General features: G+C 55.9%; 12 protein-coding genes and 1 tRNA gene. 8 read left to right on the plus strand and 5 right to left on the minus strand.

From position 1 onward, the window contains the following. Positions 1–92 precede the first annotated feature (92 nt). From DWU98_RS13110 to DWU98_RS13125, 3 genes are all read left to right on the plus strand, one after another. Positions 93–3,290, plus strand: a complete 3,198-nt coding sequence (locus tag DWU98_RS13110) for a sensor histidine kinase (RefSeq protein ID WP_158545054.1) — start codon at positions 93–95, stop codon at positions 3,288–3,290. Positions 3,291–3,654: 364 nt separating this feature from the next. Continuing rightward, the gene (locus tag DWU98_RS13120; RefSeq protein ID WP_147293319.1) at positions 3,655–4,413 is read left to right on the plus strand and encodes a hypothetical protein; all 759 of its coding nucleotides are present in this window, start codon (positions 3,655–3,657) and stop codon (positions 4,411–4,413) included. Beyond that, entirely contained in the window at positions 4,401–5,813 is a 1,413-nt protein-coding gene (locus tag DWU98_RS13125; RefSeq protein ID WP_147293320.1) for a hypothetical protein, read from the plus strand. The genes DWU98_RS13120 and DWU98_RS13125 overlap by 13 nt, the downstream gene beginning before the upstream one ends. 70 nt (positions 5,814–5,883) lie before the next feature. Here DWU98_RS13125 and DWU98_RS13130 read toward each other — a convergent pair whose 3' ends face one another. The 5 genes from DWU98_RS13130 to DWU98_RS13150 form a co-directional block, all read right to left on the minus strand. Beyond that, positions 5,884–7,314 (minus strand): hypothetical protein, encoded by a 1,431-nt coding sequence (locus DWU98_RS13130; RefSeq protein WP_115496013.1) that lies wholly within the window; start codon positions 7,312–7,314, stop codon positions 5,884–5,886. Between the two features lie 668 nt (positions 7,315–7,982). Then, on the minus strand, positions 7,983–8,954 hold the full coding sequence (locus DWU98_RS13135; protein ID WP_115496014.1) for a hypothetical protein: 972 nt from the start codon (positions 8,952–8,954) through the stop codon (positions 7,983–7,985). A 5-nt stretch (positions 8,955–8,959) separates the two neighbouring features. Continuing rightward, a complete protein-coding gene (locus tag DWU98_RS13140; protein WP_115496015.1) occupies positions 8,960–9,334 on the minus strand; it encodes a DUF2513 domain-containing protein in 375 nt (124 codons plus the stop codon). 906 nt (positions 9,335–10,240) lie between these two features. Further along, entirely contained in the window at positions 10,241–11,458 is a 1,218-nt protein-coding gene (locus DWU98_RS13145; protein WP_115496052.1) for a tyrosine-type recombinase/integrase, read from the minus strand. Between the two features lie 162 nt (positions 11,459–11,620). Then, a tRNA-Thr gene (locus tag DWU98_RS13150) sits at positions 11,621–11,696 on the minus strand. A gap of 145 nt (positions 11,697–11,841) precedes the next feature. Here DWU98_RS13150 and pilV point away from each other — a divergent pair. From pilV to DWU98_RS13175, 5 genes are all read left to right on the plus strand, one after another. Next, positions 11,842–12,354, plus strand: a complete 513-nt coding sequence (pilV, locus tag DWU98_RS13155; RefSeq protein WP_115496016.1) for a type IV pilus modification protein PilV — start codon at positions 11,842–11,844, stop codon at positions 12,352–12,354. Continuing rightward, positions 12,351–13,709: a PilW family protein gene (locus tag DWU98_RS13160; RefSeq protein ID WP_268990241.1), complete on the plus strand. Its 1,359-nt coding sequence runs from the start codon at positions 12,351–12,353 to the stop codon at positions 13,707–13,709. The genes pilV and DWU98_RS13160 overlap by 4 nt, the downstream gene beginning before the upstream one ends. A 26-nt stretch (positions 13,710–13,735) precedes the next feature. Continuing rightward, a complete protein-coding gene (locus DWU98_RS13165; protein WP_115496017.1) occupies positions 13,736–14,377 on the plus strand; it encodes a pilus assembly PilX family protein in 642 nt (213 codons plus the stop codon). Positions 14,378–14,540: 163 nt separating this feature from the next. Further along, complete coding sequence (locus tag DWU98_RS13170) at positions 14,541–16,583, plus strand: pilus assembly protein (protein WP_158545056.1); 2,043 nt, start codon at positions 14,541–14,543, stop codon at positions 16,581–16,583. A 13-nt stretch (positions 16,584–16,596) separates the two neighbouring features. Further along, on the plus strand, positions 16,597–17,016 hold the full coding sequence (locus DWU98_RS13175) for a type IV pilin protein (RefSeq protein WP_158545057.1): 420 nt from the start codon (positions 16,597–16,599) through the stop codon (positions 17,014–17,016).

Below are 17,016 nucleotides of genomic sequence, written 5' to 3' on the forward strand. Positions count from 1 at the left end.
TGAAAAGTTTGCAGATCCGCCGGCCTGCGGTGTGGGCTTACAGGGGTATCCAGTACATCGCCGTTAACGGGTTCATGCCACTTTTTAGGGCCTTGAACGCCGAAAAACTGGCCCAAAACGGCCATGACAGCGGCTGGATTGGCGTAAACTTTTACCGCTGTCTGGCGCTGTATAACCCGTGGGTTTTGGAGCCGATCATGCCGGTGAGATGGAACAGGGTATCCGGCAGTATCTCCAGGCTCCGCGCGATCGTCGCGTGGTTCATCGCTTTCCTATTTGTAGGCCTTGGACAACCCCGTTCTATACAGGCACAAGCTCACGCTCCAGCCGCAGCCAGTGCGACGGCACCGGCGCTTGCTTCTTCCAGTAGCGACGTAAAACTGCTGACATCGCCTCCTTCTTTGCAGTTCCGGTATTCGCTTTACACGGTGCAGGCACCTGCAAAAGACCCCAATGCCTCGCTGTTTAACGTCGACATTTCTCAGTTCTATCCCACAACGTGGACATTTCGGGATGGCGCGCCCAAAACCTTCGTCACGGCGATGGCGCAGACCACCGATGGGTTTATTTGGATGGGCACCATTGACGGTCTGATCCGTTTCGACGGTGCGAACTTTGATAATCACTACACGCAAGCGCTTCGAACGCCGGGTGTCTCTGCGTTATTTGCGGACACTACGGGTGATCTATGGATCGCGTTGGACTTCGGTGGGGTCAGCCGTCTTCATCAGGATCACATCGACTACTTCGATACGCGAAATCTTGAACCCAGCGCGTTTTTTTCCATCGCACGTGGGCCAGATAACCAGTTGTATGCAGCGGGGCCTCACACCCTTCTGGTTCTGTCGGGAGATCATTGGAAGAAGGTGGGTTCGAGTGCGGGTTACGACGGTTCGCCTCCTGGGTGGATGGGAATGCGAAACGGCGCGCTATGGGTCACCACCGAACATGGCGCATTTGCTATGCATCCCTCGACGTCGCGCTTTGTGCCCGCCAATCGGGATGAAGCCTTGTCCATCCCGTTTAGCCTTCCCTTTGGCGAAGGGTTGCCATTAGGTCCGGATTATTCCGATTCGCCCACGCTGACGGACTCCTCCGGCGCACTTTGGTTTGAAGATCCCGGTAAAGGGTTTGGTCGAATTCGATGGATCGACACGCCAAGTGGGCGAGCGCCCACCCGAGAGTTGCTGCCCGTTTATACGGACGTCTCCTTCGGACTCTTCCAATTTTTGGTGGATCGCGAAAACAACATTTGGGCAACGGCGTCGAACGGACTGATCAAGTTGAGCCGCACGAAGTTCACGTCACTTCCGACCGTGGGAGATCCTCATTGGCCCGTCTTGGAACCTAATCGTGCAGGCGGTATGTGGATTGGGAGCGTCGAACATGGGCTCACGTTGGCGAATCCGAGCGTCACAACGGTTCACTCTCCCACATCGTCCATCTTCTGTATGCACGACGACGGATCGACCTTGTGGATGGTGGGCAAAGATTCTGTCTACGGTGTGGCGGGCGAGCGCGTGACGACCTGGCCGCTTCCCACCGGAGGCGAGCCCTTGGGGATCAACTGTCAAGGCATCACGGGTGATGCAGCATCCGGAATTTGGGTGTCGCTTGCGCGTGTGGGTCTTTTTGAATACCAGAACGGAAATTGGGTGGCCGACGGTGGACGTCACGACTTACCCAATGGCCCTGCGATACGTTTGCTTGAGGATGAGCAGCATCGTCTTTGGTTGACGTATCCGGATAACCGCGTTGCAGTGCTTGAAAACAATAAGGCCAAACAATTCGGCGCGAAGGATGGTCTGGCCGTCGGTAACCCGATGGCCTTGTTCGTCGTAGGCTCTCGGGTTTGGGCCGCGGGTGATAAAGGGGCCGCGTTTTTGCAACAGGGCCGCTTTTACATGCTCCACGGTAAGGACGGGGAGGACTTTGGAAGTATTTCTGGTGTTGTCGAAACACCAAGCGGCGAAGTTTGGTTGAATTCGCAGAAAGGGGTGTATCGCATCGATGCGTCCGATATAGCTCGTGTCAGCGAGCATCCCGATTACGCGGTTCCCTTTGAGCGGTTTGACGAAGAGGACGGTGTGAAGCGAGGACTACCAGCGACGCTTCGTCCCACACTTACGTTGGCGCAGAGCCATGATGGCCGGATCTGGGTGGCAACGCTGTTTGGTGTCGCGTGGATTGACCCCAAGCATATTCGGCGCGATCAATTTCCACCTTACGCGACAGTCCAAGCGCTGCAAGTGGGCGATACTCGATATCTAGCGAGTTCGGCCATCTCGCTTCCCAAGTTGACCCGAAGCTTGAGCATTGATTACACCGCAACCGCCATGACCCGACCAGATCGCGTGCATTTTCGCTATCAGCTCAAGGGGGTCGATAAGGGCTGGCAAGATGCAGGCAACCGGCGCTCGGCGTTCTACACCAACCTGGGGCCCGGTGATTATCTCTTCGAAGTGATGGCGATCAACGAAGACGGTGTGTCGAGTGTGCAACCTGCCACATTATCGTTTTCCATTGCTCCCGCTTTCTTTCAGACGCTAGCGTTTCGGCTCGCGTGCATCCTCGTGGCGTTGGTCGCAGCGACGCTATGGGTTCTCGCCTACGTGCGCCGATCCAACGACCGGGTTCGGATGCGCATTCAAGCACGTCATCAGGAACGAGAGCGCATCGCGCGCGATCTCCATGACACGTTGCTTCAAGGGGTGCATGGGTTGATTCTTCGCGTTCACGCTGCAGCCTCTCAATTACCAACGGAGCATCCGGTCTCCATCTCGATTGAAAACGCGCTTGAGCGTGGTGAGGAGATTTTGGTCGAAGGCCGTCAACGATTGCGTGATTTGCGATTGGGCGTGGAAGTTTCCAGCGCACTCGTTAACCGAATTAGAGAATTTGCCGAGCAATGTGCGCTTGACTATCCAGCGAAGTTCGGCGTCAGCAGTAACGATGGCGATCAAATCATTGAACCGGTGGTGGGTGAGGAAGCATTTTTAATTGCCCGTGAAGCGCTGCTCAATGCATTCAAACATGCGCACGCGAACGACATTCGCGTCAAGGTGGATCACGGCATGAAAGGGCTGTCCATCTGTGTGCAGGACAATGGGCAGGGATTTAAAGCCGATGCCAAGCATTCATCGCAGATCGCCAATCGATGGGGAGTGGTAGGCATGCACGAACGCGCATCGTCCATTGGTGCCGAACTGACCATCAAATCGGTCGAGGGACAGGGAACAGAAGTATCGCTGTGGATCCCTGCGCAGGTGGCTTACAACGGCAAGCGCTAAGCGCGGTGACCGAAAGGCCTTTCAACCGCTCACATGGGGCGGTCGAACGATCTGCGAATTTCCAATAGCCTAAGGCAGTGGCTTCGCTCCCATAAACATTCACCTAAAACCCCGAAAAAAATGATTCATCAGGCACTTGCAAGACCCTATAGTCTTTGTTTGTTTGTATAAGCTTTAAACATACAAACAGACATACGCTTTGAGCTCTTTCAGCGATTTTGATTTTTGTTCGTCAAGTGCGGTGCACACAGGGTCATTTTTCGGAAGCCTCTGAGGCCGCATAGAATCCTTGCTGAGCTGATTTAACGGGGGGATGCTGAGGGAGATCGAGATGAGCTCCAGGCATGCGATAGGAGGCAGGAGCATGTGGGAATTCGAAGTCGAACGGACGAAAGCATTGGCGGTCGACGCCAACGTATTTATTGAAAAACTTACAGAGGAACTGACCCGGTACGCGTTCAACGACTGCACCGAGCGTATGTTGATCGTGCTGCCATTGCTGAAGTCGGCGATCGATATGGGGGCGGCAGCTACCCGCCTTCTCACAATGGACCCCATTCAATATGGAGGCGCTGCGGAGGCGATGTTGCGTCCCCAACTGGAGCGCTTCACGAGGGCAGTGTATTTTGCGGCGCCAACGCTGGCGGATGATGCTGCGGTGCATGCGTTCTTTGAAAGCGATGTGCCGCCGAGTGTGTTGGTTCCTAATCGCACTGATGGAAAGAAGCGCAAGCTTACTTTCGACGAGTTAACCAGACTAGTAGCCGATGAACTAGCTAGGCAGTACGGTCGTGTAGGTGATCCAGTGAGCAAAGAATTCGCTGAGGCCGTAGCGCTGATAACAAATGATCTTCACGGTGCCGTGCATGGAGGTAACCTAGTCGTTCGTCGGTACCTGATGGATGCTTCTGTTATTTACTGTCCTTTGCCCTTGTCCGAGGGGGCGATCATTCGCACCATGGCAGCGCTCAGCTTTCTAGCCGCCATCCAGGTGGCGCACCTCCGCGGGTCGCTCTTTCAAGCTTCCGCCGAATTCGATGTGCTTCTCAGAGCGGTATTTCCAAACGCTCCCAAGGCGTTCGCTTCCTATAACCACCAGGGGTGGAATATATGTCGCACATGATGTCGAGCGGTTCAGGTGCGGTCGATCAATTCATGGCATGGGTTGATGCGTCTGCAGGTAACGTTGGCAGATGCTTTTTTAGCTATCTAATAGTGCGCCAAAACTTAGGCGTCGCTTTGATAAAGGGGGCGCTCACTATGAACAGCATGGATGATCTGTTTCCCTATTGCCACCGCTCCATATCATTTGAGAATTTTACGGCCGGCTACCTCGAAATTCAGGGTGGTAAGGAGGCTGTTATCGATTTCTGCGCGAATTTGGTGGCCGGAGTGATTGAAGTCGAGGGTCACAAGATACGCATGGCACCGGGGCCAGGATATTCACTGACTGAGATAAAAATCGATGACCCGGAAGGCATGCTTCCCAATAGCTCTGCTCGACAGCCCCGTTGCAAACTTGTAGGCGCAATGCATCAGGCGTCGTTTGGCTTGGTGACTGATTGGCTTTTGCGTGCAGCAGACCCTCCATATGTGTCTCTCCAAGATCTCTGCACGGACTATCGACTTGGTAGCTTAAGTCTCAACGCGGTGGTGGACGTTGTGGCCCTGCAAGTGGCTTGGACAGATCAGCGTTCCGAAATTCGCGACGGCTATCTTCATCTTCACGTCGCACTGATGAAGGGTCTGGACAGAATTCTTTGCACTGTTGGGTATCGGATGATAGGAACGAACCGCCCCATCCGTCGCGGTGTATTCCAACCGACTCAATTCACTTGGAAAGAGGAGGGTGATTTGTGGTTGGGAACGTCGATGACACCCGTCGATCCGGGTGATGTGGTTCAGTGTTTCACTACCTACGATGGCCGCGCTCAACATCAAACTGTGGTTATGGACAAGGGTCATCCCCAGAACCCACGCCGCGCGGCTTATGAGATATACGACGAAAGCTTAGATAGGTTACGCAACTGGCTTGCGCCACCTGCGGATCAACAAGGACCGAAGCAACACGAATTCGAATTTGCTGTCCAAACTTTGGGATGGTTGCTCGGCTTTGGAGTACAGCATTTGGACCGGCGATTTGGTGACTCAAAAGCGCCGGACGGGATCTTTGTGTGCGACGCGGGTTTTGTAGTCGTGGAATGCACGGTCGGACCATTTGGCCCGGATAAGCTTTCCAAGCTTCTTAAGAGGCGGAATGACGTACGTGAGAGATTGGCAGCGTGTGGGCATTCGGGGGTTCCAGTCGAATGTGTCATTGCGGCGCCGTTGACGGCCCAGGAGTCAGCAGTTGAACGTCGCTCGGCGGCCGAATACCAGGTCGGTTTTGTCGCGCGAGATAACATCGCCGATTTGTTGAATAAAACCTATCCCTTGTCAAATGCCAACCAACTCTTCGCAGAGCTTCAACGCAAGATTCGAGAAAACAAGGAGCTGTTCGATCAGGATCCTTCGTTGGTATAGACGGATTAAGCGTCCCTTTAGTGCTTGATGAAATACAGGCAGCAAACTCAATGACGGTCGGACTATGAAATCAGCGAACTTTGCTGCGGGGCACAGGTGGCTGCCATCCGGCCACCGGGCCAACGTGCACTTCGACGCCGTGTGCGAACTGATGCTGGCTGAGCGGGGAGCCGACGTAGAGGATCGCATCCGCTTCTTGGGCAAGCTCTCGGTATAACTTATTGTCCGTTGCGCACGAATACAAAAGAACAACCCGCAATTGCTCTTCCCCGCATGAGGCAACGACCTTTACGTAGAGCGCCTCATCGTTCGGCTCACCAACTTCGACGCTCCAGCCCGCATTCCTTAGCGGTCGTACCAAATCGTTGATGCATTCTTGTGCAAGCGCTGCCTTTCGGAGCAGGACTCCATTGTCGGTTGGCATTTTTGGCACAAGTTGTCCGTGGTCGCGATAGTTCTTCTGCTCAGCCAGCTTGATAAGCATTTGAACCTGGCCATGTAGTAGTGACTGCTCCCATAGAAGCCGGCCGTCGTCATTCATCTCCGGAAAGAAAAGTGATACTTGATTGGATTCATCGTGCCATGATTCGATCACGCCAAGAGTGGTGAGAGCCACCACCAGACGCGAAAAATTTGAGGACCTTTGCCAATCGACTGATGCGCCGTGCGCAAATAGATGGCGGTTCAGCCAAGTGATGCCGTCGTATTCGCCGGTATGGCGAAAGAACGACTTCTTAAGCCAGCGTCGGAACGTTTGAAAGGCGAAAACGCGTTCGTCCTGCACGTACAAGTAATCTTTATCGCGGTACTCGGACGGAATCCAAACGTCACCAAAATGCAGTCGGGCCGCTAGCATGCATGCGCGGTCGATGATTTTGTCCACCTGCTGTAGAACCGGTAATTCCGAGGATTCGCTTGAAATGCGACTGACTGCGCCCTCCATGACGGGAATCAGCGCAGCAATGCTGGAGGCCCTATGTCCAGTGTAAAAGGCAAGGTAAGCTTCGCGCGCAAGGGGGGCGAATACCGATAGCGTTCGAGAGCGAGGTATGAGCTGGGCGACGCATACAGCCTGGAATGGCAGCGTGTAGATCGTTGAGGTGTGATATTCAAACTGTCGAAGTGAATCTTCCTTGGGGCGATGCTCGATTGCCTTTAGTAGTTCGTTGACTTTTCCCTGCGGAACCCAGAGGGGCGCAAACCATTCTACTTTCTCCCAAAGCCCGGCAACGTAGTCCAGCCGTGCTTTATTGGCCATCCACTGCGGATTGCCGGTTGCGGGGATCTTGGGAAAATACGCGACGCCTTGATCTGAGTTAAGCACGACCGCGGGAGTGAGTCGGAAGAGGCCGACATCGCGCTCTGAAACTTCGAGCACTTTTAGTCCCATCTGACTCGCCCAGCCAGAGACTAAGTTCGCATTGAGGTCAGCCAAGCTCGGTAGCGCCATGGCTCGACACCAGAGTCCGGGGAATTTCGATTTATTCTCTTCGTGTGTCATTGGCCATCCAAATGCCTAGTTTTTCTGTTATGAGTCGAAATCGTGCGTTCCATGCTAAAAATTTGCGGCTACTAACGGTGCATTTGCAAAATTGAATCGTCAGGTTTCAGCGCGGAATGCACTCTTCGCATAACAACTCAGCCAATGTTCTATCAATGGTGGGGCAAGCCGTTATAAGTGCCCCTGGAGTGGCTGAACTTAGAGCGCCGGCCGTAGCCCTAACGATCTTTGCGGCAAGGAAGGAGTCTCCAGGAATTGAGCGCACTAGTTGTAGCGCCCTTTGATACGAAGCAAGCGTCGGAGATTGGGGGCGTGTCTTGGTGAAAATTGACTGAGCGTGCAATGAAAAATGCACTGCTATACCTTCCTCAAACCAGTTGGTGGCACCGACGACAGGATTGAGTAGGTGTACGGTCTCATGAGCCATTTCATAAATTGCAGTAGGCCAATACCCACCAGCATTGGCACTGAGCTCCACGAACGCGCCGTCGAGGTTTGGTGTGTTTATGATTAGCGGTCCGCGATTACTGATAATTGGTTGGTATATTTGTTTTGAGTGATCACGTGGACCTAACGCTGATTCCGCCTCTCCTAGTAGCAGCCATTGGAGGCGCCATAGAGCGACCGGATTGTCTTTGGGGGCATCTACAGGATAATCAAACATGAAATCATTTGAGATTGCTTAAGATTTCGTCGATCGAAGTCGTGACGTATTGGCTCTTGAAGGATTTCGTCATCGGGGACTGATACGCATAGGTGGGTAACTTCTTTTTATCGAACGCATGCTTCATTCTGAGGGATCGAAAGAACGTTACATCTAAATACAGTTCGGAAGGCGAATGCATCTTCAATTGAATAGCTTTCCGGGCAGCTTCTTCAATTGACATGAGTTGTGCAAACGGAAGTCCAAGGGTGTCTAGAGAGACGTGATTTCCTTTCGCAGACGTGTGCAGTGATGCCTCTCCATCATATGCATTGATGCCTTGCGTCATCACTGCGTAGGTTGATACCCCGAGAGTTTTAAGGAATGCGTTGCGTAGTTCCGAAACTACTGGGAGCAATGCTTCCGGTGAATAGGTGTACTTGATGTTGCTATCCACGTGGCCGACTGACCAAATCTGCTTTACTAAAAGGCTGTCCGCAAACGAAATGAAAGCAAACCCTGCATGTCGATCAGCAATATCATCTATCCGGTCGCGCAGTTGGCGTAACGAATCGCTTGAAAGCCGTCCAGATCTCAGAAGATCCTTCACTCCGATCGCATCGACGATCGCAAATGCGGCTAATGGCCGTTCATGGAGTTCTGTGATCCATTCCGTGCGAACGAAAATATGGGGGTCTTCGTCGTAGCGCCAACTTCCTATGCAGGCAACAAATGCGGTCTTCGGCAGGAAAACCGATATTTCGTGAAATCGATCGAAAATGTTCGGATACCACGAAAGCTCCAACCAGCTTTCATTGACAGATCGTGCGGCAACGTAACTCACATATCCGGAGTACAGATCGGCATCCTCCCCGCGAAAATGCTTTAGCCACTCCTGCTCGTAAGTATGCATCCATGCCTCGGCCATAAGAATGAGATCCCGGTCCAATGGGATTTCTTCAAACGCGAAGCGCTCAAAATTTGGATGTTCGAACATAGGCGCTAGGGTAGGCCGAGATGCTGCTTTAGGACGGCAGAACCCAGCTGCTTGAGGATTTCTAGGGTGACCCCACCGGCTACGCTTGCTGCACGTTCTTTGACCTTACTCCAGATCTTGGGATCCCTAACTGTACTAATGAAATCGTGGCCACTTGGCGTGAGCCGGATGACGACCACGGCGCTTGGGATCGTGGTATCTGTGCTGGCATTCCCATATAGCGTTTTACCCTCTGCGTAACCTGATTTCACGATCAAGGCTAAGTGATAGGCAACTTCATTCCGACCAAAGCCGTCGACCAAATGCTTGTCAGTAACGTGTTCGTTGGCATTTTCCAAATCCAGCATCAACTTTCTGATGAGATCGTCATTGCGACGCATCGTCCGTGTCTCCAATAGTTGAGTCGGTTTAGGTGGCGGCGACGTGGTCGTGGTATGGAGACGCCAATTTAGCACTAGGTTTGCTCTGCACACCTAGTGCCACGGCCTCGGCTTTTAGTGATTACACCGGGTTCCTCAACTGCGGATTTTACGAGGACGGCCGCGCCGTCTACCTGTAGGTGAGGGGGTAATGTTGGTTGAACGACTAGGCCAGCCAACTAAGCCTCCACATCTTGTCTTCGCCATAACAATCGGCGAGTGCCGGGGATACGGATCAGTGGCGGCAAGGAGTGAGGACAGCGCGATACATCACTACTGATGCTGCTAACAGCTCGCCCGAGAATCGCGGCGAGATCTTCAACCACGAGAAGGCGTAGATCTTGATCGTAGGATGACACGGGTGCACTCCCGCACACCCACAAGGTGTGCATCAGAGATTGCACCCCCACCGCCCATTGCGTGGTGGTCCCGAGGTCAACCAGGTTGATTGCGCGACTCCCTTTCATAGATCAGCGTACAGGCGCGCACTAAACCGCTGACACAGAAAGCGTTATCACAACTTTTTGGTGCGCAGAAGCGCGTAGTAAAAAGCGAAATCAACCTGGTAGGCGGCACAGGTGAGCTATGTAAGGATCTACTTGGCACAAATTTGGCACAACCGAGGAGCCAAGTTGTGCCAAATTGAGCAATGCTGTGCCTTACTAATTTCGCCGTAAAGCACTGTATTCATGGAGAAAAAGTGGTGGGGCGGAGGAGGATTGAACTCTCGGCCTTCGCATTGCGAAAGCAATGTTTCGCTTGGTTCTGCGTAAGACCTGATTTAGTTCATTGGGAGGGTTGATTGGGCATCACACCAAACGATTGGGGGCTGGGCCATTGCGGCAATTCGATCCGAAGTGTTGTCACCTAGCCAGCTTTCTTTTTGTGGATCGCCACGACATTGCCGCCGACTTTGAGCGTCTCTAAGTAGTCTGCCCACACCAGCATCATCTTCCTGCGTTCGGCCAGGTATTGGGCTCGGTTGTAGGCGGCGCGGACCTTGTTTCGTTCGGCATGCGCCAGTTGGCGCTCGATCACGTCTGGTGACCAGCCCATTTCATTGAGTTGGGTCGATGCCATGGCGCGGAACCCGTGGCCGGTCATCGTGTCCTTGTCGAAACCCATGCGTCGTAGGGCGGCATTTACGGCGGCGTCTGACATCGGGCGCTGGCGGCTCCGCTCGCCCGGGAAGACAAATTGACCTCGACCGGTGAGCGGATGCAGTTCGTGCAGGATTGCTACTGCCTGATCGGGGAGGGGCACAATATGCAGCTCCCGCATCTTCATCTTGCGTGCAGGAATACGCCATTCGGCTGCGTCCAGATCGAACTCCGTCCACTCCGCTTGCCTTAGCTCGCCAGGGCGCACGAACAGCAAAGGCGCCAGCTTGAGGGCGGAACGCACCACGAAACTGCCGGTATAGCCGTCGATCGCACGGAGTAGCTCGCCAACCTTGCTTGGATCAGTGATTGCCGCGCGATGCTTGACCTTTGCAGGTGTTAGAGCACCCCTCAGGTCGGCGGTGGGGTCGTGTCTGGCGCGCCCAGTTGCGATGGCATATCGGAATATCTGGCCGCAACGTTGCTTAGTACGATGGGCTGTCTCATGAGCGCCGCGCTCTTCGATCCGCCGCAACAGCTTAAGCATCTCCGGAGCGTCAATTTCGGAAATCGGGCGGTTGCCGATCCAGGGATTAACCAAGCTATCCAAAGTCCAGCGAGCCTTTTCTAGGGTCGCAGGAGACATATTCTGTTGCTTCGCGAGCCATTCCTCTGCGATCACCGAGAAGCTGTTGGTAGCGCGTTCCTCGCCGGCAGCTTTTGTGGCCTTGCGATGCGTGCCGGGATCGATACCCGACTGCAGTTGCCCACGGGCCAAGTCGCGCTTCTCACGTGCGCTGGCTAGGCCGGTCTCGGGGTAGGTGCCCATGCTGAGCGTCTTGCGCTTGCTGTCGAATCGATAGTCGAAGCGCCACCACCGCGAACCGTTCGGGTTCAGTAGTAGGTACAGGCCGAGGCCATCGGAGAGCTTTTGCGGCTTATCAGTGGGCTTGGCTTTGCGGATGGCTGTGTCGGTAAGGGCCATGACGGTAACTGTGGCTGACAGTAGCTGGGTTACCGTCAAAGTTACCGTCTCTAGCCGGTAGATTTCAATGGATGGGACTGGATGATACTGGACAACAAAAAAGGCCAGAACCTTATTTTTGTGAGGTTTCTGGCCTTAATTGGACTTGCTTGGACCACGATCTGGTGCCGGAAATAGGAATCGAACCTACGACCTACGCATTACGAATGCGCCGCTCTACCAACTGAGCTATTCCGGCGGAGCCGCTTAGTTTAAGGGGCGCGTTCGCGGCCTGCAAGCTTTGGAGGCTGGGCAGAATTCGGACTGCACGACGGGGCGGTGGCCGACTGGCGCGTGGGAGGCTGTGCACTCAAAGTGCGGTGGGTTCAACAGGGATCGTTGCGATGGCGTTTGCGGGATATCAGCGGGGCGTCACGCTGATCGAAATCCTCGTTGCAGTGCTGGTCTTCAGCATCGGTCTGCTTGGCGCGGCCGGCTTGATGGCGATGGCCGCGCGCTCGGACCAGTCGGCGTATCTGCGTACGCAGGTTACGTTCATCGCGCAGAATATGGTCGAGCGGATGCAGGCCAATCTGCCTGGCGTATGGAACGGTGATTACAACGGAACGTTTCCGGACGCGAGCGCGCAGGATTGCTCAGGCGGCTGCGCGCCCCGCCAACTTGCGCTGCATGATCGTCAGCAATGGAGCAGTCAGCTAAAAACGTTTCTGCCGCCGCGTGCAACGGCACGCATCGAATGCACGGCCGCCGGCTTGTCGCACGTGCCCACTCGCGAGCAGATTCTGTTGCGACCGCCCTATGGCGGCAATTGCACGATGACAATTACCTGGATTGAGCGACAGGTGGTCGACGCCAAGCCATTGCCACAGACGTTCGCATGGGAATTTCAGCCATGAGGCGGCGGTGTCGAGGGTTGTCGCTGGTGGAGCTGATGATTGCGATGGCGCTGGGCGTGTTGGTGAGCGCAGGCATCATGGCGGTGTTTAGATCCACCGCCGACAGTCGCCAGGCGCAAGAACAGTTGGCCCGGCTGCAGGAAGAAGGGCGTTTCGCGATCACGCAGATCAAGAACGATCTCGCCATGGCCGGCGCCCAGTACTGCATGAATACGGGCGGCCATGCGCATGCCGGTGCCGCAGGTCCCTATCTGGATGAGTGGCGGGCACCTACTGTTTACGCCAGTGACCCGGCTGTGTTGTTGCATGCCTTGAGCGATGTGACGACGCCATGGGGCGGGGCGTATCCGCAGGCGCCGGGTGAACCGTATTCGCTGCCATCGTTTCTCGCGATGCGCGGTTACGATTGCATGCCCGATAGTTGCGCCCCGATCGACCCCAGTGACAAACGCAGCGCTGAGGGTTTCAGCATCCCGGCCATGGGCAAGGCTGTCGATAGCCGCGTGATCGGTGCCTCGGTGATCACCGTGCGTTATCTCAATCCCGCAGGCGGCTGGCGCATCGCGGCAGATGGCGGCGGTGGAAGCACCCTGACACAACATGCGGATGGTTCGATCAGCATCGCGTTGAGCCCTTCTGGAAACGAGGTGACCCTGAAGACCCTCGAAAAGGGCAACGATCCATTGGCGATGCTGGCAGATTGCAGCAGCGCACAGATCTTCACCGTATCGGGCCTGAATAACGGTCAAGCCACGTCCACCGGCAGCAACTTCGCACAGCCTCGGGTTTTTCAGAACATGGTTGCACCGCGAGTGTTCAGTGTGAGCCGAGACCTTCGAACGGTCACCTACTTCCTGAGAGTAGTGAACAACGGCGATGGCCAAGGGCACACCACCGGCGCATTAGTACGCAGGATCAATGGCGGCCAAGGCATGGCATCGGCGCAGGATGGTCGCACTGACGAACTCGTGCGCGGCGTAGAGCGCCTGGATTTCAAATACGGCGTGCAATGGCCCGATGGCACCGTGCGCTACTACACGGCCGCGCAGGTGGACAACAGCTCACGCGCGGATTGCCCGGCAGTACCCTTGCCGATCCGTGGCAGCAATGATCATGGCTGCTTATGGCGTTCGGTCAGCTTGATCGAGATTGATTTGCTCATGGATGGACAGCAGCCACTCAACGCCCTCAAGTCAGGTGAGCTGGTGTACAGCTATGCGGCCGATGGCATCTTCACGCCTGAATCTCCTACGGCGACCGGCCGAAAAGTGACACCTTTGCAGCAAGGGTTTCCACCCTCCATGTTGCGGCGTGAGTTCACGGCAGTGGTGGCTGTGCGCAATACCAACCCCTAGTACGACACGATGGCAAGGATGCGAGTATGCATGTGTACCGTTACGCGCGTTGTCGCAAGCATCATCAACGAGGCTTTGTCTTGCTGGTGGCACTGGTGTTTCTAGTGTTAATGAGCATGCTTGCCGTCGTTGCCTCTCAGCACGCGAGGCTGCAGGAGCGCATCGCCGGCAGCCTGCGCAACGCGCAGCAGGCGCGGCTGAGTGCGGAAACCGCTTTGCGCGGTGCCGAGTATCGCTTGTGGTCGATAGCGGCCCAGCCTGATGCGCGCCTTCATTGTTCGGAGGAGGTCATCTCCAATGATGGCTGCGTTGTCTACCGCGCGTACAGTGGGCTGTACGCATCCAACGGTGCCGTCAACCGATTTCGAGCCGCCTCGGGCTGGATTACGGGCATCGGTGTGACCTACCAAGGTCCCGCGCGACGCGGCTACACGGGCAATGCGAACCCAACGGCAGCGCTTGCGAAAGACCCCGTGTACATCATCGAGGACTTGGGCAGCGAGCGCCCGCCGGGTGTGGGTGGCCTGCATGAATCGGGCAATACCGGTCCGGATAGCGGCAATCAAATCGACATGCATATCTACCGCGTTACCGCACGCGCAACCGGTGGCCGAGGTGACGTAGTGACAGTGATGCAGAGTACTTTCGATGCGCCCGGCAATCTTTGAATTACGACGCTTTGCCGCATGGGTGTTCGGTGTCCTGATAGTCATTGCGACGCCGGCATGCGCTTTAGCAGCGACGTTGCCAGGCCTCGTGGAGTTGAGCCCTCTGCCGCTCGATCGCTCACAAGCGGTGCCGTCTTTAGCTGTGTTGGGGGTGAATGGCGGCATGTTGACCAACGGCTCGCTTGCATTCGAGGGTGGCTACGATCCGGCCGATTGGTCCGGCGCGTTGAAAGCCTTCGCATTGCGCGCAGACGGCAGCACCGCGGGTATCGTGTGGGACGCTGGCGCGTTGCTGACCGATTCGGTTATCACGCCGCCTGCAGGTCGAACGATTCTCACCGCACACCGCGATGCTACGGGTGCGGTGTCAGGCATCGCTTTTGAACCTAGGGCGGATTTCGATAGCAGCGAAATGTGTGGCTTGCGCTGGCCGACCTCGGAAAACAATGCAGATTTAGTTTCGGCACGCGTGGATTACCTCCGCGGCGTGCGCAGTCACGAGCTTGATGGTTCCATGCATGCTCGCGGCAGTCTTCTGGGTGCCATCGTGCACGCGCAGGCCGTTTACGTGGGTGCGCCCACGGCGCATTACAGTAATGTCTGGCCGAGCCATGGCAATGCCGTGACCGCACCGGAGATGGCCGTTGACGCTCAGCGTTACTCGCAATTCGCGCAAGCTCAAGTCAGCCGCTCGCCGATGGTTTATATGGCCGCCAACGACGGCATGTTGCACGCCTTGCGCGCACCCGTTCCAATCTGCACGGCGCAAGATCCGAACGGGCAGTGCACCGCGTATGACGGTGGCGTCGCTGCGGGTAAGGAGGGGTGGGCCTTTGTACCGCGTGCCGTATATGGCTATCTCGGTGCGCTCACGCGCGCGCATGATTTTCTGTTTCAACCAACCGTCGATAGCACGCCGGTCACGCGCGATGTTTTCTTTGGCGAACGGGGGTGGCATGAGTGGCATACCCTGCTGGTGGGTGGCCTCGGGCTGGGTGGGCGTGGCGTGTACGCACTCGACATCACGCACCCCGATGAAGCGAGCGAGGCATTTCCAGAGCGTACGGTGCTTTGGGAATTGGATGCTGACGCACCGGTTGGCATCTCGCAGGCAGGTACTGCTTACAATCCGGCGGATATCGGCTACACCTTTGGGCAGTCGGCGATCGCCCGCTTGGCGAATGGCCGGTGGGCCGTACTGATGCCAAGCGGCTACTTCGCCGATTGCAGCAAGCCGGATAAGCCGCTGCATTGCAAACAGATAGGTGGCACATCGCCGGACGGCTATAGCGCGCTGTTCGTGCTCGACGCCCAAACCGGTGCGGTGATCAGCGAGCTCAAGACGCCTACCTCCATCGACGGCGTAACCAGTTACGGACTCTCCACGCCTGTACTCGGTGATTACGACAATGACCAGATTGATGACGTGGCGTTCGCCGGGGATCTCGCCGGCAATCTCTGGCGTTTCGATCTGTCCGCGCCTGATCCGGCGCATTGGAACGTCACGCTGATGTACCGCCCGACTGATCAGGGTACCCAACCCATCACGACCATGCCGCGGCTCTTTCCCGATCCAGCGACGGGCCGGTTCATGGTTGTGTTCGGAACCGGTAGGTACCTGGGCGAGGGCGATAAGACGACAACCGTCATGCAATCGATCTACGGCATACGCGACGAGTTCAACAGTGCGGATGGTTCCGCCATCGCCACGCGAGACAGCTTGCAACAACAAACACTCAGCGAAGCAACGGTCAGCGATGCATCCGGTGCCGTCACCACGGTCCGTGACGTCAGTGCCCATGACGTACCGGCAACGGCAGGCGGATGGCGCATTGATCTGGACATCCATGCTGGCGAACGCGTGGTGGTCACTCCCGGTGCGTTGTTCAACACCAATACGGTGCTCGTCACCACCTTGATTCCCGATGGCGACGAATCAGAGGGTGCATTCATGGCGCTCGATGCAACGACGGGTGGTGCAAAATCTTTACTGACTTTCGGTGGCGCATCACATGCGGGCGCACGCGTCGAGCATCCACCGCTATCGACCGGCACTTTGCCGATGATGATGCGCGTGGGTGGCGGCAGCGTGATGTTGCCGAGCTTGAGATTGAAAGGCGGAACGGGTGATTTGCGTATCCCGATCTCCCTCGATGGCTCGCTGTGGCGTCGCCGTTCCTGGTCGCTGCTGACGGATGGAACATAAAAAGGAAGGCAACATGGATCGTTCGCATGGATTCACATTGATGGAGGTGATCACTGTCGTGGCGATCGTCGCCATCTTGGCCGCCCTGGCTGCGCAAAGTTATACGCGCTACGCGTTTCGTTCCCGTCGCACGGATGCACATCAGGCGTTGGCCGCCATCGCCCAGGCCCAGGAGCGATGGTACGCCGCACACAATCGCTACACGGCCGACCTTGCCGACCTCGGTTATGTGAATCCTGCGCTGTCGCCACACGGTTACTATGAAGTGGCGCTCAGCGTTGACGGCGACGACGGTCAAGATTTTGTTGTGACAGCCATGCCGATTCATCAGCAGGCCAACGATGCGTGCGGCAATCTTTCCATCGATCATGCCGGCTACACGAGACCCGATAAGGCGGATGTTGCGGCTAACGCGAATGGGCGTTGTTGGTAG

The sequence above is a fragment of the Dyella monticola genome, from assembly GCF_003363155.1.
In the GTDB taxonomy this organism is placed as follows: domain Bacteria; phylum Pseudomonadota; class Gammaproteobacteria; order Xanthomonadales; family Rhodanobacteraceae; genus Dyella_B; species Dyella_B monticola.